General features: G+C 70.8%; 1 protein-coding gene (cut by a window edge). It reads left to right on the top strand.

Translation table 11 applies throughout. The features are described from left to right. Positions 1-25: 25 nt before the first annotated feature. Positions 26-22,292 carry the 5' portion of a non-ribosomal peptide synthase/polyketide synthase gene (locus ACWELJ_RS06370; RefSeq protein WP_452365131.1) on the top strand. It continues 21,971 nt past the right edge of the window, so 22,267 of the gene's 44,238 nt are visible here — the first part of the coding sequence; the start codon lies at positions 26-28; the stop codon falls past the right edge of the window.

Genomic DNA, 22,292 nt, shown 5'->3' with positions numbered 1-22,292 from the left:
TGGTGTTCCGGAAGCGAGGTTTGGGTTGGACCGGCTGGATTTCGGCGGCATCGGCGAAGCTGGCAGCGAAATCGCACCGGGATCGGGCGAGCTTTTCCCGCTGTCGCCGGCGCAGCTCGGCATCTGGTATGCCCAGCACCTGGACCCGCAGGTTCCGATCAATATCGCCCAGTTCGTGGAGCTGCGCGGGGAACTCGACCTCGAGTTGCTCGACCGCGCCATGGTCCGGGCGTCGGAGGAGTTCGGTTCCGGCTTCCTGCGCATCGTCGAACGTGACGGCGAGCCCATGCAGATGGTGGACCACTCCCTGGACCGCACCATCTACCACGTCGACCTGACCGGCGAGGCCGACCCGGCCACCGCCGCCCAGGCCTGGATGCGCGCCGACTACAGCGCCCCGCTGGAGCTCACCCGCGACCGCCTGATCCGCACGGCCATGATCAAGCTGGCCGACGGGCACTACTACTGGTACGCCCGCATCCACCACATCGTGCTGGACGGTTTCGGCGCGGTCACCTACATGACCCGGGTCGCCGAGGTCTACACCGCGTTCGTCCGCGGCGCCGAGCCCGCCCCGCACAAGCTGACCGATCTGCCCACCCTGGTCGAGCAGGAATTCGCCTACCGCGAGTCCAGCCGTTTCAAGTCCGACAAGGAGTACTGGGCCGAGCGGGTCGCCGGCCTCGAGGACGGCACCAGCCTGGTCGGCCGCTCGGCGCCGCCGGCCGCGACCAACCGCATCGCCACCGGCGCGCTCACCGACGATCAGGCCTCGCTGCTGGATCAGGCCGTGGCGCGGCACGAGAACTCGCCCGCGGGTCTGCTCATCGCCGGTTTCGCCGCCTACCTCGCGCAGTGGACCGGCAACACCGATGTCATCCTCAGCCTCCCGGTGACCGCGCGGACGACGGCCATCATGCGCCGCTCGGGTGGCGCGGCCTCGAACATCGTGCCGCTGCGGCTGCGCGTGGGCCACGACTCCACCGTGGCCGACCTGCTGTCGCAGGTGACGGTCGCCGTCTCGGGCGCCCTGCGGCACCAGCGCTACCGGGCCGAGGACATCAAGCGCGACATCTCGGGTGACTTCTCCGGCGGCGAGGTCGGCTCGCAGTTCTTCGGCCCGTGGGTCAACATCATGTTGTTCCACAACGAGGTCGTGCTCGGCGACATCACCGGCGAGTACAGCGTGCTGTCCACCGGTTCCATCGAGGACCTGGGCGTCAACTTCTACCAGTCGGTGAAGGGCACCCGGAACCACATCGACTTCGAGACCAACCCCAACCTGTACTCCGATCAGGAGACCCGCAGCCACCACGCGCGTTTCCTGGAGTTCTTCGACCGCTTCCTGGCGGCGGAGGCGGAGCAGCCGGTGTGGGGCCTGCCCATCACCACCGCGGCCGAGCGCACCCGCACCCTGGTGGAGTGGAACTCCGCCGCGCACGAGGTGCCGGTCACCACGCTGCCCGCGTTGCTGGACAAGCAGATTCCGCTGACCCCGGACAATGTGGCCGTCGAGTTCGAGGGCGAGCGGCTCACCTACGCCGAGTTCGGCGAGCGGGTCAACCGCTTGGCGCGTTTCCTGATCGCGGACGGCGTCGGCCCGGAATCGCTGGTCGCCCTGGGCATGCGGCGTTCGCTGGAGCTGGTCGTGGGCATGCACGCGGTGCTGCGCGCCGGTGGCGCGTACGTGCCGATCGACCCCGATCATCCGGCCGACCGCACCGCCTACATCCTCGAGTCCGCGGCACCGGTCTGTGTACTGACCACCGCCCGCGACGAGCTCGAGCTGCCGGAGTCCGTGCGGCGCTTGGAGATCGACACCCTCGACGTCTCCGGGTTCTCCGCCGAGCCGGTGACCGACGCGGACCGCCGCGCGCCACTGCGCCCGGACAACACCGCCTACGTCATCTACACCTCGGGTTCGACCGGCCGCCCCAAGGGCGTCGCGGTCACCCACCACGCCATCGTCAACCAGGAACTGTGGATGCTCGACGAGTATCCGATGACCGAAGACGATGTGTACCTGCAGAAGACGGCCACCACCTTCGACGTGTCGCTGTGGGGCTACTTCATGCCGCTGCTGGTCGGCGCGAAGCTGATCGTGGCCACTCCGGACGGTCACCGCGATCCGCTGTACGTGGCGGAGATGATCGAGCGCCACGGCGTCACGGTCACCGACTTCGTGCCGTCCATGCTGACGGTGTTCGTCGCGCACGCCACCCGCGCCCAGTGCGCGTCGCTGAAGTACGTCTTCGTGATCGGTGAGGCGCTGCCGCCGGAGACCGGTGCGGGCTTCCGCGAGATCACCTCGGCCGGACTGCACAACCTGTACGGCCCCACCGAGGCCGCGGTCTCGGTCACCTACTGGGAGAACACCGCCGCCGACACCGTCACGGTGCCGATCGGTGTGCCCGAGTGGAATGTCGAAGTCTATGTGCTGGATTCGCATCTGCGGCCGGCCGCCATCGGCGCCGCGGGTGAGCTCTATCTGGCGGGCCGCCAGCTGGCGCGCGGCTACAAGGGCCGCCCCGACCTGACCTCGGACCGCTTCGTCGCGAATCCGCTGTCGGCCACCGGCGAGCGCATGTACCGCACCGGTGACCTGGTGCGCTGGAACGACTCCGGAGCGCTGGAGTACATCGGCCGTACCGACTTCCAGGTGAAGTTCCGCGGTCAGCGCATCGAGCTCGGTGAGATCGAGACCGACCTGCTCGCGCACCCGACCGTCAGCCAGGCCGCCGTGCTGGTCATGGACACCGCCACCGGCCAGCAGCTGGTCGCCTACGTGGTGCCGGTCCCCGGCCAGTCCATCGACCCGGCCGAGCTGACCCGTTTCGCCGCCGAGAAGCTGCCGACCTACATGGTCCCGGCCTCGATCATGGTGCTGGAGGCGTTCCCGCTCAACACCTCCGGCAAGCTGGACCGCAAGGCTCTGCCGGAGCCGGTGTTCAGCGCGGACGCCGCCGGGTACCGCGCCCCGCGCACCGCCGCCGAGGAGATCGTGGCGGGCGTGTTCGCCGATGTGCTCGGCCACGACCGGGTCGGCGTCGACGACAATTTCTTCGATCTGGGCGGCAACTCGCTGGTCGCCACCCAGGTGGTGGCCCGCATCTCGGCCGCGTTCAGCACTCGCCTGGGTGTGCGCGCGCTGTTCGAGACCCCGACCGTGGCCGGGCTGGCCGCGCGCGTGGAAGCCGCTGGGCCCGCCGACGTCTCGCGCCCGCCGTTGGTGGCGCAGCCGCGTCCGGACCGGGTGCCGCTGTCGCTGGCGCAGCAGCGCATGTGGTTCCTCAACCAGTTCGACCCGAACGTCCCGACCTACAACCTGCCGTTCGTGGTGCGGTTGCGCGGGCAGGTCGACATCGAGGCGCTGCAGCTGGCGCTGACCGACGTGGTGGCTCGTCAGGAGTCGCTGCGCACCATCTTCCCCGAGTCCGGTGACGGCGGCTTCCAGCAGGTGCTGCCGATGGACGAGGTGGATCTCGGCATCGAGGTGCACGACCTCGCCGAGAGTGAATTGCGCGGCGCGCTGGCGCAGTTCGCCTCGGCGGGCTTCGACGTCTCCACCCAGCTGCCGATCCGCGTGCGAGTGTTCCGCGTCGCCGCGTCCGCCACCGCCGAGACCGGCCGCCATGCCGCCGCCGACGACTCCGAACTGGATCTCGCGGTCGCGTTCGTGGTGCACCACATCGCGGCCGACGGTTTCTCCTTCGGTCCGCTCTCGCGCGATATGACCGCCGCCTACCTGGCCCGGGTCGCCGGTCAGGAGCCCGCGTGGGCGCCGCTGCCGGTGCAGTACCAGGACTTCAGCATCTGGCAGCGGGAGCTGCTCGGCTCGGAATCCGACGCCGACTCCATGGCCGCGCGCCAGAACGACTACTGGCGGACGGCGCTGGCCGGGCTGCCGGATCAGCTGGACCTGCCGGCGGATCGCCCGCGGCCGCCGGTGCAGAGCTTCCACGGTTCCCGCGTCACCTTCGAGATCCCGGCCGAGCTGCACGTCCGGCTCGCGGGATTGGCTCGCGCCCAGGGTGTCTCGCTGTTCATGGTCATGCACAGCGCGCTGGCCGTGCTGCTGGCCCGCCTGTCGGGCACCAGCGATATCGCGATCGGCACCCCGGTCGCCGGTCGCGGTGAGCAGGCCCTCGACGACCTGATCGGCATGTTCGTCAACACCCTGGTGCTGCGCTCGGAAGTGGATGGGGCCGAACGCTTCACCGACTTCCTGGCCCGCACCCGGGAGACCGATCTGGCGGCCTTCGCCAATACCGATGTCCCGTTCGAGCGACTGGTCGAGGTGCTCAACCCGACCCGTTCGCAGGCCCGGCACCCGCTGTTCCAGGTCATGCTGTCGTTCCAGGAGATGTCGCACGGCTCGATGGAGCTGCCCGGCCTCACCGTCTCCGCGGACGAGCTCGAGGTCGACATCGCCAAGTTCGACCTGCAGTGGACGCTGACCGAGCAGCGCGGCCTGGGCGGCGAGCCCGGCGGGCTGTCGGTGATCCTGTCCTACGCCACCGACCTGTTCGACGCGTCGACCGTCGCCGAGTTCGGGCACCGCTACCTGCGCGTGCTCGAGACCGCCGTGGCCGCCCCGGACACCGTGGTCCGCGATATCGACGTCCTGGACGCCGGTGAGCGCGAGACCGTCCTGCGCACCTGGAACCGCACCGCGCGCGAACTGCGCGGCGCGGCTACGGTTCTCGACCTGTTCGAACAGCAGGTCCGGATCCGCCCGGACGCCACCGCCCTGATCTTCGATCCGGGCGAGCGCAGCGGCAGCATGTTCGGCCCCGCCGAGGAGCTGACCTACGCCGAGTTCTCCGCCCGGGTGAACCGCCTGGCGCGCAAGCTCATCGACACCGGCGTCGGCCCGGAGTCCCTGGTGGCGGTGGGTATCCGCCGCTCGGTGGACATGCTGGTCGCCATCTACGCCACCCTCACCGCGGGCGGCGGCTACGTGCCGATCGATCCGGACCACCCGGCCGAGCGCACCGATTACGTGCTGCGCACCGCCGAGCCGGTGGTGCTGCTGACCACCGTCGACGACGCCGTGGAATCCTCGGATTGCCCGGTGCTGCAGCTGGATTCGCTCGATCTCGGGGATTACGGCGACGCTCCGGTCACCGACGCGGACCGGCTCGCGCCGCTGCGCCCGGACAATGCCGCCTACGTGCTGTTCACCTCCGGCTCGACCGGCCGCCCCAAGGGCGTGGCCATCCCGCACGCCGCGGTGCTCAACCAGATCGCCTGGATCACCGCCGAATACGGCATCGACGACACCGATGTGATCCTGCAGAAGACGCCGGTCACCTTCGACGTGTCGGTGTGGGAGCTGTTCGGTTCGCTGGCGGTCGGCGCGCAGCAGGTCATCGCCGCGCCGGACGGCCACCGTGACCCGATGTACCTCTCGGAGGTCATCGGACGTCACCGGGTCACCATGACCTCGTTCGTGCCGTCCATGCTGAGCGTGTTCGCCTCGACCGCCTCGGCGTCCGAATGCCTGTCCCTGCGTGCGGTTCTGGTCGCCGGTGAGGCGCTGCCGCCCGCCACCGTGACCGCGTTCCGCCGCTTCTCCACCGCGGCCGTGCACAACCTCTACGGCCCGACCGAGTTCACCGTGCACGCCACCGCCGCCGCCATCGACGCGCCGGTGGTCACCTCGGTGCCGATCGGCCGCCCGGTGTGGAACGCGCAGACCTATGTGCTCGACGAGGGCCTGCGCCCGGTGCCCGCGGGCGTCCCGGGTGAGCTGTACCTCGGCGGTGTCCAGGTGGCGCGCGGCTACTTCGGCCGCCCCGACCTGTCCGCCGAGCGTTTCGTCGCCAACCCCTACGGCGAGCCGGGATCACGGCTGTACCGCACCGGTGACCTGGTGCGCTGGAACCACAACGACCCGGGCGTCATCGATTACATCGGCCGCACCGACTTCCAGGTGAAGTTCCGCGGTCAGCGCATCGAGCTGGGTGAGATCGAGACCGCGCTGCTGGACCACCCCAAGGTGCAGCAGGCCGTGGTGCTGGTCGTCGACACCGTGGCCGGCGATCAGCTGGTCGCCTACATCGTGACCCGCGGCCCGGTGGATCTGGACGGGGTCAAGACCTCGCTGCAGCGCACCCTGCCCGCGTACATGGTGCCGGGCTCGATCATGGTGCTGGACGCGTTCCCGCTCAACGCCTCCGGCAAGCTGGATCGCAAGGCGCTGCCGACGCCGCGATTCGAGGTGCGCGAATTCCGCGCGCCGACCACCCCGATCGAGGAGATCATCGCCCAGATCTTCGGCGAGGTGCTGGGCATCGCCCGCGTCGGCGTCGACGACGACTTCTTCGAGCTGGGCGGCAACTCGCTGATCGCGACCCAGGTGGCGACCCGCCTGGGCACCGCCCTGGACACCCGCGTGCCGGTGCGCATGCTGTTCGAGGCGGCCACCGTGGAGGCCCTGGCGGCCCGCGTGGAATCGCATGTCGGCGACGGCGGCCGCAAGGCCCTGGTGGCGCGTGAACGGCCCGCCGAGGTTCCGCTTTCCCTCGCGCAGCAGCGCATGTGGTTCCTGAACCGCTTCGACACCGCCTCGGCGGTCAACAACATCCCGGTCGCCATCCGGCTCTCCGGTGAGCTCGACATCGCGGCGCTGCAGGTCGCGGTCATCGACGTGATCGACCGCCACGAGTCGCTGCGCACCGTCTTCCCGGAGACCACGCACGGCCCGGTGCAGCGGGTGCTCGACGCCGCGCAGATCGTGCCGGACCTGACCCCGGTGCCGGTCACCGAGGCCAATCTGATCGACCACCTGGTCGAGCTGGCCACCATGGCCTTCGACGTCACCGGCGAAGTGCCTTTGCACGCGGCGCTTTTCGAGATCAGCGACACCGAGTACATCCTCGGCATGGTGGTCCACCACATCAGCGCCGACGGCTGGTCCATGGGCCCGCTGGCCCGCGACGTCATGGTCGCCTACGCGGCCCGCACCTCGTGGGAGGCCCCGGCCTGGGCGGAACTGCCGGTGCAGTACGCCGATTACGCGCTGTGGCAGCGTGAGGTGCTCGGCTCCGAGGACGATCCGGACGCGCTGATCTCCAAGCAGATCCGCTACTGGACCGAGGCCCTGGCCGACCTGCCCGACGAGCTGGTGCTGCCCGCCGACCGGCAGCGTCCGGCCGTGGCCAGCTACCAGGGTGGCACCTACCCGTTCGCCATCTCCGCCGAAACCCAGCAGGCGCTGATGGATCTGGGCCGCCGGCACAACGCCTCGCTGTTCATGGTCATGCACTCCGCGCTCGCGGTGCTGCTGGCCCGCCTGTCGGGCACCTCCGACATCGCGATCGGCACCCCGGTGCACGGCCGCGGTGAGGCCGCCCTGGACGACCTGATCGGCATGTTCGTCAACACCCTGGTGCTGCGCACCGAGGTGGACGGCTCGGAGACCTTCGCCGACCTGCTGGCCCGGTCCCGCGACACCGACCTGCACGCCTTCGCCCACGCGGACGTGCCGTTCGAGCGCCTGGTCGAGGTCATCAACCCGGCGCGTTCGCAGGCCCGCCACCCGCTGTTCCAGGTCATGCTGACCTTCCAGAACACCCGGCAGGCCAGCCTGGAACTGCCCGGCCTCTCGGTCAACGGCATCGATTACGACGCCCGTCTGGCCAAGTTCGACCTGCAGCTGACCCTGCAGGAGGCGCAGGACGACCACGGCGAGCACGCCGGCATGTCGGCCGAGATCTCCTACGCGCTGGACCTGTTCGACGAGCCCACCATCGCGGCGTTCGCGCGGCGACTGGACCTGATCCTGGAAGCCGTTGTCGCGCACCCGGATCGGCCGCTCGGCGATATCGACCTGCTGGTCGCCGGCGAGCGCGATCAGGTGCTGGACGGCTGGAACGACACGTCGTTCAACCTCGCCTCGGTGCTGCCCGCGCTGCCGGAGGGCGAGGCCGCCACGCTGGTCTCGCTGTTCGAGGCCCAGGCCCTGACCAGCCCCGATGCGCCTGCCCTGGAATTCGAGGGGACAGCTCTGTCCTACGCCGAGTTCGCGGCGCGGGTGCACAAGCTGGCCCGCAAGCTCATCGCCCAGGGCGTCACCGCGGAATCGCCGGTGGCCCTGGCGATCCGGCGTTCGCTGGATCTGGTCGTGGCCATGTACGCGGTGCTGGAGGCCGGTGGCGCGTACGTGCCGCTGGACCCGGACCAGCCGATGGAGCGCATCGACTACGTGCTCGACACCGCGCGCCCGGTCGCCATCCTGACCACCGGCCGCGACGACTTCGTGACCGGCCGCAATGTGCCGGTGCTCGAAGTCGACACCCTGAACCTGGACACCTACTCCGACGCGCCGATCACGGATGCCGAACGCGGACAGGCGATCCGGCCCGAGCACACCGCCTACGTGATCTTCACCTCCGGTTCGACCGGCCGCCCCAAGGGCGTGGCCGTCGAGCACGGCGCGATCGTGAACCGCCTGCTGTGGATGCAGCACGAGTACCCGATCGACGCGAACGACGCGGTGCTGCAGAAGACTCCGGCGACCTTCGACGTGTCGGTGTGGGAGTTCTTCTGGCCCTTGCAGACCGGCGCGCGGCTGGTGGTCGCCAAGCCGGACGGGCACCGCGACCCGGTCTACCTGGCCCACGTCATCGCGGAGGCCGGCATCACCACGGCGCACTTCGTGCCGTCGATGCTGTCGGTCTTCGTCGCCACCCTCGGCACCGACGGCGGCGATTCCGCCACCGCCGCACCGCGTTTGCGTCAGGTGTTCGCCTCCGGTGAGGCGCTGCCCGCGCCGACCGCGCAGAAGCTGCGCGAGCTGACCGGCGCGCGCCTGCACAACCTGTACGGCCCGACCGAAGCGGCCGTCGACGTCACCTATCACGAGGTCGTGGACGCCGACACCGTCTTCGTGCCGATCGGCCGTCCGGTGTGGAACACCGAGACCTACGTCCTCGACGCCCGTCTGCACCCGGTCGCGCCGGGTGTCGCGGGTGAGCTCTATCTCGCGGGCGATCAGCTCGCGCGCGGTTACCTGGGCCGCCCGGACCTGTCCGCGGACCGTTTCGTGGCCAACCCGTTCGTCTCCGGCGACCGCATGTACCGCACCGGCGACCTGGTCTCCTGGACCGCCGACGGGGAACTGAACTACCTGGGCCGCACCGACTTCCAGGTGAAGCTGCGTGGTCTGCGCATCGAGCTGGGTGAGATCGAGGCGGCGCTGCTGGCGCAGCCGGGCATCGCCCAGTCCGTCGTGGTGGTCCGCACCGATGCGCACGCGGGCGACCAGCTCGTGGGTTACGTGGTCCGCGAGCCCGACGCGGTTGTCGACGTCGACGGGGTCAAGGCCGCGCTGAGCGCCTCGCTGCCCGCCTACATGGTTCCGGCGGCGCTCGTGGTGCTGGACGCCTTCCCGGTCAACGCCTCCGGCAAGCTGGACCGCAAGGCCCTGCCCGCCCCGGTGTTCGAGGCCAAGCGTTTCCGCGCCCCCTCGACCCCGATCGAGGAGATCATCGCGCAGATCTTCGCCGATCTGCTCGGCGCCGAGCGCGTGGGCGTGGACGACGACTTCTTCGAGCTGGGCGGCAACTCGCTGGTCGCCACGCAGGTGGTGGCCCGCCTGGCGGCCGCGCTGAACGCCGAGATCGGTGTGCGCGTGCTGTTCGAGGCCCCGACCGTGGCCGCGCTGGCCGCGCGGGTGGAGTCGCACGCGGGAACCGGTGTGCGCCAGGCGCTCACGGTCCGCACCCGGCCCGAATACCCGCCGCTGTCGCTCGCGCAGCAGCGCATGTGGTTCCTCAACCGGTTCGATCCCGAATCGGCCGCCAACAACATCCCGGCGGCCGTCCGGCTCACCGGCGCACTGGATCTCGACGCCATGCGCGGCGCGATCGCCGACGTGATGGCGCGCCACGAGTCGCTGCGCACCCTGTACCCGTCGCACGAGGGCGTCGCCTACCAGAAGGTGCTGCCCACCGGCCGTGCCATTCCGGAGCTGGACGTGCTGGACGTGACCGAGGGTGAGCTGTTCGCCGCGGTCTACGCGTTCGCGGCGCAGGGCTTCGACGTCACCACCGAGACCGCGGTGCGCCTGCGCGCCTACCGCCTCGCGGCCGACGAGCACGTGCTGGTCCTGGTGGCGCATCACATCGCCGCCGACGGCTTCTCGATGACGCCGCTGGTCCGCGACCTGATGACCGCCTATATCGCGCGCAGCCAGGGCGAGACCCCCGGCTGGACCGAACTGCCGGTGCAGTACGCGGATTACGCGCTGTGGCAGCGGGAGACCCTGGGGTCCGAGGAGGACCCGCGCTCGCTCATCACCGAGCAGCTGGACTACTGGCGCGAGACGCTCTCCGGTCTGCCGGACGAGCTGCGCCTGTCCACCACGCCGCGTCCGGCCGTCGCCTCCTACGACGCGGGCACCCACCGGTTCCAGGTGCCGGGCGAGCTGATCGCCGGACTGAACCGGGTGGCGCAGGCCAACGGCACCACCCTGTTCATGGTGGTGCACAGCGCTTTCGCCGCGCTGCTGGCCCGCCTGAGCGGCACCGACGACATCGCGGTCGGCATCCCGGTCGCGGGCCGTGGCGAGCAGGCGCTCGACGACCTGGTCGGCATGTTCGTCAACACCCTGGTGCTGCGGTCGCCGGTGGACACCGGCGCGAGCTTCACCGACCTGCTGAAGACCGTGCGCGAGCGCGACCTGCAGGCCTTCGCTCACGCGGACGTGCCGTTCGAGCGCCTGGTCGAGGTGCTCAACCCGGCCCGCTCGCAGGCGCGCCACCCGCTGTTCCAGGTGATGCTGTCGTTCCAGAACCTGGGCCGCGCCTCGCTGGAACTGCCGGGCCTGAGCGTGGCCGAGCTGGCCATCGACCAGCAGTCGGCCAAGTTCGACCTGCAGATGACGCTGAGTGAGGTCGTCGATGGCGCCGCGGCGGGCCGCGAATCGGACACCGCTGCCATGGATGCCGAACTCGTCTACGCCACCGACCTTTTCGACGCGCGGTACGCCGATGTGTTCGCGCAGCGCTTCGTCGCCATGCTCACCGCCCTCGCCGCGGACCCGACCCAGCTGGTCGGCGATGTCGAGCTGCTGAGCGAGACCGAGCGCCGGCAGCTGCTGGTCGGCTGGAACGAGACCGCGTTCGAGCTCGACACCGCGCTGCCCGAGATCGAAGAGGGCGCGGCCGCGACCCTGGTCTCGCTGTTCGAAGCGCAGGTCGCGCTGACTCCCGACGCGACGGCGGTCACCTTCGAGGGGACAAGTCTGTCCTACGCCGAGTTCGCGGCCCGCGTGCGCAAGCTGGCGCGCTGGCTCATCGCCGAGGGCGTCGGACCGGAATCCTTTGTGGCGCTGGGCATGCGTCGCTCCATCGACCTGGTCGCGGGCATGTACGCCGTCGCCGTCGCCGGTGGCGCGTACGTGCCGCTGGATCCGGACCACCCGGCCGAGCGCACCCAGTACATCCTCGAGACCGCGCGGCCGGTCTGCGTGCTCACCTCCGGTGACGATATGGAAGGCGTTGACGCGCGCCAGGTTCGGATCGACGAGCTGGACCTGGCGGCCTTCGCCGACACCCCGGTCGCCGACACCGAGCGCCGCTCGCCGCTGCGCCCGGGCAATACCGCCTACGTGATCTTCACGTCCGGCTCCACCGGCCGCCCCAAGGGTGTGGCCGTGAGCCACGCGGCCATTGTCAACCGCCTGGTGTGGATGCACGCCCAGTACGGCCTGGCCGCCTACGACGTGGTGCTGCAGAAGACCCCGGCCACCTTCGACGTGTCGGTGTGGGAGTTCTTCTGGCCCTTGCAGGTCGGCGCGCGCCTGGTGGTCGCCAAGCCGGACGGCCACCGCGACCCGGCCTACCTGGCCGAGATCATCGTCCGCGAGGGCGTGACGGTCACCCACTTCGTGCCGTCTATGTTGGCCGTATTCGTCTCGTCGCTCACCGCGGCTGGAACACCTGAAATAGTCGGCGAATTGGGTAAGGCAGCACCCGCCGAGCTCCAGCTGCCGCTCACCAATGTCTTCGCCTCCGGTGAGGGCCTGCCCGCGCCGACCGCGCAGAAGCTGCGCCAGTTGACCGGCGCGCGCCTGCACAACCTGTACGGCCCCACCGAGGCCGCGGTCGACGTGACCTTCCACGAGGTCGTCGACTCCGACATCACCTCGGTGCCGATCGGCGCGCCGGTCTTCAACACCCAGGTGTACGTGCTGGATTCGCGCCTCAACCCGGTTCCGGTGGGTGTCGCGGGTGAGCTCTATCTCGCGGGTGACCAGCTGGCCACCGGTTATGTGGCCCGCCCCGACCTGACCGCGGATCGCTTCGTGGCCAACCCCTTCGGCGACGGCGCGCGCATGTACCGCACCGGTGACCTCGTCACCTGGACCGGCAATGGCGAGCTGGAATACCTGGGCCGCACCGACTTCCAGGTGAAGCTGCGCGGTCTGCGCATCGAGCTCGGCGAGATCGAGTCCGCGCTCACCGCGCTGCCCGCCGTCGCGCAGGCCGTGGTCGTGGTGCGCCACGACGAGCGCACCGGCGATCAGCTGGTCGCCTACCTGATCGCCGCCGACGGGAACATCGACGTCGACGCTGTGAAGGACGTTCTCTCCGAACAGCTTCCGGCCTACATGGTTCCGGCCGCCTTCATGGTGCTGGACGCCTTCCCGCTCAACGCCTCCGGCAAGCTGGACCGCAAGCAGCTGCCCGCGCCGACCTTCGCCGCCAAGACCTTCCGCGCCCCGGCCACCCCGGTGCAGCAGACGGTGGCCGGGACCATCGCCGACGTGCTCGGCCTGGACCGGGTCGGCCTGGACGACGACTTCTTCGAGCTGGGCGGCAACTCGCTGATCGCCACCCAGGTGATCGCGCGCCTGTCCGCGGCGCTCGACGCCGACATCCCGCTGCGCGCGCTGTTCGAGGCCTCGACCGTGGCTTCCCTCGCCGCGCAGCTGGAATCGCGCGTCGGCACCGGCGCGCGGGCGGCCCTGGTCGCCCAGGAGCGCCCGGAGCTGGTGCCGCTGTCGCTGGCGCAGCAGCGCATGTGGTTCCTGAACCGCTTCGACAACCGCACCGCGGTCAACAACATCCCGGTGGCGCTGAAGCTCACCGGCGCCATCGATCCGGCGGCCTTCACCGCCGCCCTCGGCGATGTGCTGGCCCGGCACGAGTCGCTGCGCACCATCTACCCCGAGGTCGAGGGCGACGGCTACCAGCGCGTCCTGCCGCTGTCCGAGATCGACTTCGAGGTGCGGACCGAATCCGTCACCGCGGCCGACCTGACCGCGCGCATCACGCAGCTCGCGAGCGTCTTCTTCGACGTCACCCGCGAACTGCCGTTCCGCGCCACGGTGCTGAGCCTCAGCGAGACCGAACACGTGCTGGTGCTGGTGCTGCACCACATCAGCGCCGACGGCGCCTCGCTGCGCCCGCTGCTGCGCGACGTGGTCGCCGCCTACCTGTCCCGCGCGACCGGCGAGGCCCCGGCCTGGTCGCCGCTGCCGGTGCAGTACGCCGACTACACGCTGTGGCAGCGCGAGATCCTCGGCGCGGAGACCGATCCCGAGTCCCTCGCCGCCCAGCAGCTCGCCTACTGGACCACCCAGCTGGCCGACCTGCCCGAGCAGCTCGAGCTGCCCGCCGACCGGCCGCGGCCCGAGGTCGCCACCAATGCCGGTGGCGTGCACGACTTCTCGATCGACGCCGAGCTGCACCGCGCTCTCACCGGCGTGGCCCGCGAACACGACGTCACCCTGTTCATGCTGGTCCACGCGGCGCTCGCGGCCTGGTCCGCGCGCCTGTCGCGGGCCACCGACATCGCCATCGGCACCCCGATCGCGGGTCGCGGCGAACGCGCCCTCGACGACGTGGTCGGCATGTTCGTCAACACCCTGGTGCTGCGCAGCGAGGTGCGGCCGGACGCGGCGTTCCGCGACCTGCTCGCCCAGGTGCGCCGCACCGACCTGGCCGCCTTCGCGCACGCCGACGTGCCGTTCGAGCGGCTCGTCGACGTGCTCAGCCCGGTCCGCTCGCAGGCGCACCATCCGCTGTTCCAGGTGGCGCTGACCTTCGAGGCCGCCGGCGCCAAGGACGCGGCCGCCGTCGAGCTGCCCGACCTGGCCCTCGAGGTCGTCGAATTCGACCCGGGCACCGCCAAGTTCGACGTGCAGCTCACCGTGAGCGAGCGCGCCGACGGCTCGCTGGGGCTGTCGTGGAACTACGCGACCGATCTGTTCGACGCCGAGACCGTCATCTCCTTCGCCGAGCGCCTGGTCCGCATCCTGCGCGCCGTCGCCGAGGACCCGGCCGCCCTGATCGGCGATATCGATCTGCTGGGCGAGGCCGAACGCCACGACGTGGCCGAGTACTGGGTCTCCGCGGGCGATGACATCGTGGAGCTGGCCGAGACCGCGCGCGCCGCGGTCGCCGAGGCCGAACTCGCCGTCGCCGAGGGCGTTTCGGGCATCGCGCCCGAGGCCGCCGCCCTGGCCGCGCTGGGCGGCGCCGCCGAGCGCCTGTCCAACCCCCTCGAAGCGCTGGCGAGCCCGTTCGCCGCGTCCGAGGCCACCATCTCGGGCCTGTTCGACCTGGCCGTCGCCGCGAACCCGGACCGGGTGGCGGTGCGGTTCGGCGACGAGGAGCTCACCTACTTCGAGCTGGATCGCCGCGCGAACGTGCTGGCGCGCAGGCTGATCGGTGAGGGCGCGGGTCCGGAGTCGCTGGTCGCGGTGCTGCTGCCGCGTTCGGCCGATCTGGTCGTGGCGCTGCTGGCCGTGATCAAGACCGGTGCGGGTTACGTGCCGATCGATCCGTCCTACCCGGCCGACCGCATCGCCTTCGTGCTCTCGGACGCGAAGCCCACCAGCGTGATCACCGACTCGACCGTGCAGGTCGAGCTCCCGGCGGAGCTGAATACCGTGCTCCTGGACGGCTTCTCGCTCGAAGCCGGGAACATCGTGGACGCGGCCGACGGCCCCGTCACCGATGCCGACCGCCGCGCGGCGCTGCACCCCGACCACGTCGCCTACGTCATCTACACCTCCGGTTCCACCGGCCGCCCCAAGGGCGTCGCGGTCGCGCACCGGAACGTGGTGCGCCTGATGGCGAACACCGATCGCGAGTTCGGCTTCGGACCCGACGACGTGTGGACGCTGTTCCACTCCTACGCCTTCGACTTCTCGGTGTGGGAACTCTGGGGTCCGCTGCTCTACGGCGGCAAGCTCGTCGTGGTCGACTACTACGTCTCGCGTTCGCCCGAGCAGTTCCTGGAGCTGCTGCGCCGCGAGCGGGTCACCGTGCTCAACCAGACCCCGTCGGCCTTCTACCAGCTGGCCGAGGCCGACCGCATCGCGGCGGCCGCGGGCGACCAGCAGGACCTGGCCCTGCGCTACGTGGTCTTCGGCGGCGAGGCGCTCGAGCTGCGCCGCCTCTCGGATTGGGTCGCCCGCCACGGCGATTCCACCCCGTACCTGGTGAACATGTACGGCATCACCGAGACCACCGTGCACGTGTCGGTGCGCGTCCTCGACGCCGACACCATCGCCGCCGCCACCGGTTCGGTGGTCGGCCGGGCCATCGCCGGTCTGCGCGTGTACGTCCTCGACGACCGCCTGCACCCGGTGCCGGTCGGCGTCGCGGGTGAGATGTACGTCGCCGGTGCGCAATTGGCGCGCGGCTACCTGGGCCGGCCGGACCTGTCCGCGGCCCGCTTCGTGGCCAGCCCCTTCGGCGCGCCGGGCACCCGCCTGTACCGCTCCGGCGACGTGGCCCGCTGGAACCGCTTCGGCGAGCTCGAATACCTGGGCCGCGCCGACGACCAGGTCAAGGTCCGCGGCTTCCGCATCGAGCTCGGTGAGATCGAGTCCGCGGTGCTGGCGCAGGACGGTGTCGCGCAGACCGCGGTCATCGTGCGCGAGGACCAGCCGGGCGATCAGCGCATCGTCGCCTACGTGGTGCCGCAGGACGGCGTCGCGCCCGCCGTGGACGCCGTCCGCGACGGCGCCGCCGAACTGCTGCCCGCCTACATGGTCCCGTCGGCCGTCGTGGTGCTGGACCGGATCCCGCTGACCGTCAACGGCAAGCTGGACCGCCGCGCCCTGCCGGCTCCGGCCGCGCAGGCCCGCGCCTTCCGCGCGCCGGAGACCCCGACCCAGGAGACGGTCGCCGCCGTCTTCGCCGAGGTCCTCGGCCTGGACCGGGTCGGCCTGGACGACGACTTCTTCGACCTGGGCGGCAACTCGCTCATCGCCACCCGTGTCGTGTCGCGCATCGGCGCGGCCCTGGACACCACGGTCGCGGTGCGCACCCTGTTCGAGGCCACCACGGTCGAGGCCCTCGCGGCCCGCATCGAATCGCACGCCGACGGCGCCTCGCGCGCCAAACTGACCGCCCGCACCCGGATTCCGGGCGAGCTGGTGCCGCTGTCGTTCGCGCAGCAGCGCATGTGGTTCCTGAACCAGTACGACACCTCCTCGGCGGCCTACAACCTGCCGCTGGCGATTCGCCTGACCGGTGAACTCGACACCGCCGCACTGGAACTCGCGGTCGCCGATGTGGTGCGCCGCCACGAGTCGCTGCGCACCAAGTACCCCGAGCACGGCGGCACGCCGATGCAGGTGGTCGTCCCGGCCGAGGAGATCGCCCTGGATCTGCGGCCGGTCACGGTCGCGGCGGCCGAGCTCACCGCCGCGGTGACCGCGTTCGCCACGCTGGGCTTCAATGTGGCCGAGCAGGTTCCGCTGCGTGCCCGCCTGTTCCGCGCGGGCGGCGAGGCGCAGTCCGATGACGGCACCGCCGTCGCCACCGAGCACGTGCTCGTGGTCGTCGTGCACCACATCGCCGGTGACGGTTTCTCGATGTCCCCGCTGGCCCGCGACGTCATGGTCGCCTACACCGCGCGCACCCAGGGCGCGGTGCCGGGCTGGGCCCCGCTGGCCGTGCAGTACGCCGATTTCGCGTTGTGGCAGCGCGATGTGCTGGGCTCGGAAGAGGATTCGTCCTCGATCATGGCCCGCCAGGTCGCCTACTGGCAGCGCGTGCTCGGCGGCGTGCCCGACGAGCTGGCCCTGCCCACCGACCGCCCGCGCCCGGCCATCGCCTCGCATCGCGGCGCGACCCTGCAGCGGACGCTCTCGCCCGAGCTCATCGCGGCGCTGGAAGACGTTGCCCGCCGGCGTGGTTCGTCGCTGTTCATGGTGATGCACAGCGCTCTGGCGGTGCTGCTGGCCCGCCTGTCCGGTGGCGACGACATCGCGGTCGGCACCCCGGTCGCCGGTCGCGGTGAGGCCGCGCTCGACGACCTGGTCGGCATGTTCGTCAACACCCTGGTGCTGCGCACCGGCATCGAACCCGGCGAGTCGTTCACCGACCTGCTCGATCGCGTGCGCCACACCGACCTCGACGCCTTCGGCAATGCCGACGTGCCGTTCGAGCGGCTGGTGGAACTGCTCGCGCCCGAGCGCTCGCAGGCCCGCAACCCGCTGTTCCAGGTCATGCTGGCCTTCCAGAACCTGGACCGCACCGCCATCGAGCTGCCGGGGCTGACGGTCTCCACGCTGGATCTCGACGAGAACATCTCGCGCTTCGATCTGCAGTTCACGCTGTCGGAGCAGGACTCCGGCATGGCGCTGGCCCTGACCTATGCCACCGATCTGTTCGACGAGGCCACCGCGGCCGGGTTCGCGCAGCGCTGGGTGCGGGTGCTCGAGGCCGTCGCCGCGAACCCGGAGATCGGTGTCGGCGCGATCGACATCCTCGATTCCGGTGAACGTGCCGATCTGGTGGCCCGTTTCGGCCTGCCCGCCGTCCCGGCGCGCACCCTGCCGGAACTGATCGCAGACGCCGTCGCCATCGATCCCGCCGCGCCCGCGGTGGTGTTCGAGGGGCGGAGTCTGTCCTACGGCGAGCTGGACTCCCGCTCGAACCGCCTGGCGCGCTTGCTCATCGAGCGCGGCATCGGCACCGAGGACCTGGTCGCCGTCGCCGTCCCGCGTTCGGACGACTCGTACTTCGCCGAATGGGCGGTGTCCAAGACGGGTGCGGCCTTCGTGCCGGTGGACCCGAACTACCCGGCCGACCGCATCGCTCACATGGTCACCGACTCCGGTTCGCCGGTCGGTCTGACCGTGGCCTCGGTGCGCGCGGACCTGCCGGACTCGGTGGAGTGGCTGGTTCTGGACGAACTGGACCTGGAAGCGTTCGCGGACACCGCGATCGACGCCGCCGAGCGGGTGCGCCCGCTGCGTCCGGAGCACCCGGCCTACGTCATCTACACCTCCGGCTCCACCGGTGTGCCGAAGGGCGTCGTGGTCACCCACGCCGGCCTGGCCAACTTCACCGTCGAGCAGGCCGAGCGCTACGCGCTCGACTCCTCCTCGCGCGCACTGCATTTCGCGTCGCCCTCGTTCGACGCGTCGATGCTGGAATTCCTGCTCGCCATCGGCAAGGGCGGCACCCTGGTGGTCGTCCCGCCGGGCACCTACGGCGGCGAGGAACTCGCCGAGCTGATCAAGCGCGAGCGCGCCACCCACGCGTTCATCACCCCGGCCGCGCTGTCCACCTTCGGACCGGCGGGCCTGGACTCGCTGCGCGTGCTCGTCGCCGGTGGTGAAGCGGTGCCCGCCGATCTGGTCGAGAAGTGGGCGGTTCCGTTGGCGGACGGCACCATGCGTGCCTTCCACAACGGCTACGGCCCCACCGAGACCACCATCATGACCAACATCAGCGACGCGCTGACGCCGGGTGACCTGGTCACCATCGGCGGTCCCATCCGGGGCATGCAGTCGCTGATCCTCGACAACCGCCTGCGCCCGGTGCCGGTGGGTGTCGCGGGTGAGCTGTACCTGTCGGGCATCCAGCTGGCGCGCGGCTACCACGCGCGGCCGGGCCTGACCGCCGACCGCTTCGTCGCCAACCCGTACGTGGACGGCGAGCGCATGTACCGCACCGGTGACGTGGTGCGCTGGACCCCGGACGGCTTGGTCGAGTACGTCGGCCGCTCCGACTTCCAGGTGAAGGTCCGCGGTTTCCGTATCGAGCTCGGTGAGATCGACGCGGCGCTGGCCTCGCACGAGACCGTCGACTTCGCGGTCACGGTGGGCCACAAGAACGCCGCCGGCGCGACTTCGCTGGTGTCGTACGTGGTTGCCACGCCGGGGCATTCGATCGACGTGGCCGCGGTGACCGCGCACGTCGAGCAGCGTCTGCCCGCGTACATGGTGCCGTCCTCGGTGATGATCATCGACCGGGTGCCGCTGACCCCGGTCGGCAAGCTGGACCGCCGGGCCCTGCCCGAGCCGGTCTTCGCCACCGAGGTGGTCTTCCGGGCCGCCCGCAACACCCTCGAGCAGACCATCGCCGAGGTGTTCGCCGAGGTGCTGGGCCTGGAGCGGGTCGGCATCGACGACTCGTTCTTCGCCCTCGGCGGTGACTCCATCGTCTCCATCCAGCTGGTGTCGCGGGCCAAGGCGCGCGGCGTGGTGTTCTCACCGCGCGACGTGTTCGAGCAGCGCACCGTGTCCGGCCTGGCCGCGATCGCCGAAACCTCGGACAGCCAGGGCGATTCGGCCCCGCAGCTGACCGAGCTCCCGGGCGGCGGCGTGGGTGTCATGCCGCTGACCCCGGTGGTGCGGTTCATGGCGGGCCGACCGGGCGAGTTCGGCCGCTTCAACCAGACCATGGCGCTGGAACTGCCGATCGGCATCGACCGCGCGGGCATCGCCGCCACCGTCGGCGCGGTCATCGACCGCCACGACATGCTGCGGGCGCGCCTGCGCCGGGTGCCGGACGCGGACTGGATCGTCGAAACCGCCGCTCCCGGAACCATCGACGCGGATTCGCTGATCGATCGCACCGAGTTCGATGCCGCCGCCACCGACGCACAGCTGTTCGAGATCGCCACGGCCGCACTGGACGCCACGCTCGACAAGCTGGATCCGGCCGCGGGCCAGGTCATCCGGTTCGTGTGGCTGGAGCCCTCCGACGACAGTCGCGCGGGCCGCCTGATCGTCGCCGGTCACCACCTCGTGGTCGACGGCGTCACCTGGCGAATCCTGGTGCCGGACTTCGTCGCCGCCTGGGGTCAGCTGTCCGCCGGACAGACCCCCGAGCTGGTCGCCCCCGCCACCAGCATGCGCACCTGGGCGCACGCCCTCGAGCGGGAGGCCGCCACCGACGAGCGCGTCGCCGAACTCGAGTTCTGGCGCGGCGTCGTCGAGGGCCCGGACCCGCTGCTCACCGAGCGCGCCATGGACCCGGCCGTCGACGTCACCTCGACCATCGTCAAGCACCGCGTCGAGCTGTCGGCCGAGGCCACCCGCTCGCTGCTGACCACCGTGCCCGCGCTGTTCCACGGCGGTGTCAACGACGGTCTGCTCACCGCGCTCGCGTTGGCGGTGGCCAAGTTCCGCGCCGGCAAGGGTCTGGGGGAGAAGTCTGCCCTCGTCCGCCTCGAAGGCCACGGCCGTGAGGAAGAGGTCGTGCCGGGCGCGGACCTGTCGCGCACGGTCGGCTGGTTCACCGCGATCTTCCCGGTGCGCTTCGACCTGTCCGGCATCGACGTGGACGCCGCCCTCACCGGCGGCGCGGCCATGGGCCGGGCCATCAAGACGGTCAAGGAGCAGCTGCTCTCCGTGCCCGACAAGGGCATCGGTTACGGCCTGCTGCGCTACATGAACTCCGACACCGCCGCGCAGCTGCCCAAGCAGCTGCCGGGCCAGGTCAGCTTCAACTACCTGGGCCGGGTCAACGAGGGCGACGTGCCCGAGGCGCTGCGCGGCTTCGGCTGGATCCCGGCGGCCGACCTGGCCGACCTGGCGGGCTCCTACGACGCCGACATGCCCGCCATGGCCCCGATCGACATCAACGCCATCGTGGCGGGCGACAAGCTGACCGCGCAGATCGGTTACCCGAGCACGCTGATCTCGGCCACCGAGATCGCCGAGTTCGCCGCCCTGTGGGTGTCCGCGCTCGAAGCCGTTGCCGCGCACGCCGATTCGGCCAAGGGCGGGCACACCCCGTCCGATTTCGGCCTGGTCCGCGTCACCCAGCGCGACATCGACGGCTGGGAGAAGCGGTACGGCGCGCTGCACCAGGTGTGGCCGCTGTCCGCGCTGCAGGCCGGTCTGCTCTTCCACGCGCAGCTGGCCGCCACCTCGGTGGACGTGTACACCGCGCAGGCGGTGCTCACCCTCGAGGGCCGCGTCGACGCCGACCGCTTGCGCGCCGCCGCCCAGGCTCTGCTCGACCGCCACGAGATCCTGCGCACCGCCTACGTCAACGACGCCTCGGGCGTTCCCGTGCAGGTCGTCATCGACGGTGTGAAGGTGGCGTGGACCAACCACGACCTCACCGATATCGCCGACGCGGACGCTCGCGCCGCGCGGGCCGCGGAAATCCTGGCCGCCGACCGGGTCGAGCGTTTCGACCTGACCGCGCCGCCGCTCATCCGCTACACCCTGGTGCGCACCGACGCGCACAGCTACCAGCTGGCCGTGGCCAACCACCACATCCTGCTCGACGGCTGGTCCATGCCGCTGCTCATGCAGGACCTGCTGGTGCTCTACGCCACGCACTCCGACACCGCGGTGCTGCCGCCGGTGCGGTCCTACCGCTACTTCCTGGAATGGGTCGCGCAGCAGGATCGTTCGGCGTCGCTGGCGGCCTGGCAGAAGTCGCTGCTCGGCGTCTCCGAGCCGACCCTGCTCACCCGCCCCGACACCGGGCGTGAGATCACCGCGCTGTCCGGCGAGTACTTCTTCGACCTGGACGAGGCCGCGACCGCGCGCCTGACCGGGCTGGCCGCCGAACTCGGCGTCACCCCGAACACCGTGCTCCAGGTCGCCTGGGGCATCCTGCTCGGCCGCCTCACCGGCCGCGAGGACGTGCTGTTCGGCACCACCGTGTCCGGCCGCCCGGCGCAGCTCTCGGGCGTCGAGTCCATGGTGGGTCTGTTCATCAACACCGTGCCGGTGCGGGTCGCCTTCGACCCGGCCGAGGCGGCGAGCACGCTGCTCACCCGCACCCAGGGCGAGCAGGCCGACCTGCTCGACCACCACTACGTGGGCCTGGCCGACATCCAGTCGGCCGCCGGCATCGGCGGACTCTTCGACACCCTGGTGGTGTTCGAGTCCTATCCCGTTGACGCCGAAGGCATCCGGTCGCAGGCCGCCGATATCGACGGCATGGCCGTCACCGGCCTGGACGCCGCGGACGCCACCCACTACCCGCTCACCCTCATCGCCCAGCTCGACACCCGCCTGCGCATCCGCGCGGGCTACCTGCGCGACCTGTTCGACGAGGCCACCG

The sequence above is a fragment of the Nocardia sp. NPDC004582 genome, assembly GCF_053602115.1.
Note: the sequence above shows the minus strand (reverse complement) of the source record. Positions and strands in the feature narration are given on the sequence as shown.